Annotated in this window: 1 protein-coding gene; it reads left to right on the top strand. The window is 43.3% G+C overall.

Features of this window, described 5'->3' with window-relative positions:
• Positions 1-624 (top strand): sugar ABC transporter permease (locus tag R7040_RS27625; protein ID WP_318097768.1); only part of this gene is annotated, 624 nt, incomplete at both ends.

Below are 624 nucleotides of genomic sequence, written 5' to 3'. Positions count from 1 at the left end.
GTTGTTGTGTTTCCGATCATCTTTGGTTTTGCGATTGGTTTTACTAACTACAACCTTTACAACTCACCGCCTGCGAAGCTGGTGGACTGGGTTGGATTGAAGAACTTCTTCAACATTTTCCAAATTAACTTGTGGCGTAACACCTTTATCGATGTGTTGCAGTGGACGGTCGTTTGGACATTAGTTGCATCAACATTGCAATGTACAGTCGGGGTTCTTTTGGCGATTCTGGTTAACCAAAAAGACCTTAAATTTAAGCCTCTGATCCGTACTATCTTTATTCTTCCTTGGGCGGTACCGGGCTTTGTTACCATCCTTATTTTTACCGGGATGTTTAACGACAGCTTTGGTGTCATCAACAACGTGATTCTCGACTTCTTTGGTATTGAGCCTAAAGCTTGGCTGACAGACCCATTCTGGACGAAAGTTGCGCTCATCATGATCCAAACCTGGTTAGGTTTCCCATTTGTATTCGCCATGACAACGGGGGTTCTACAGGCGATCCCTAATGATCTTTATGAAGCGGCGACGATGGACGGTGCAAGTAAATTCCAGCAGTTAAGAACCATAACTTTACCGTTGGTTCTATACTCAATCGCTCCAATTTTGATTACTCAATATACG

The organism is Vibrio sp. 1069 (genome assembly GCF_033340555.1).
Note: the sequence above shows the minus strand (reverse complement) of the source record. Positions and strands in the feature narration are given on the sequence as shown.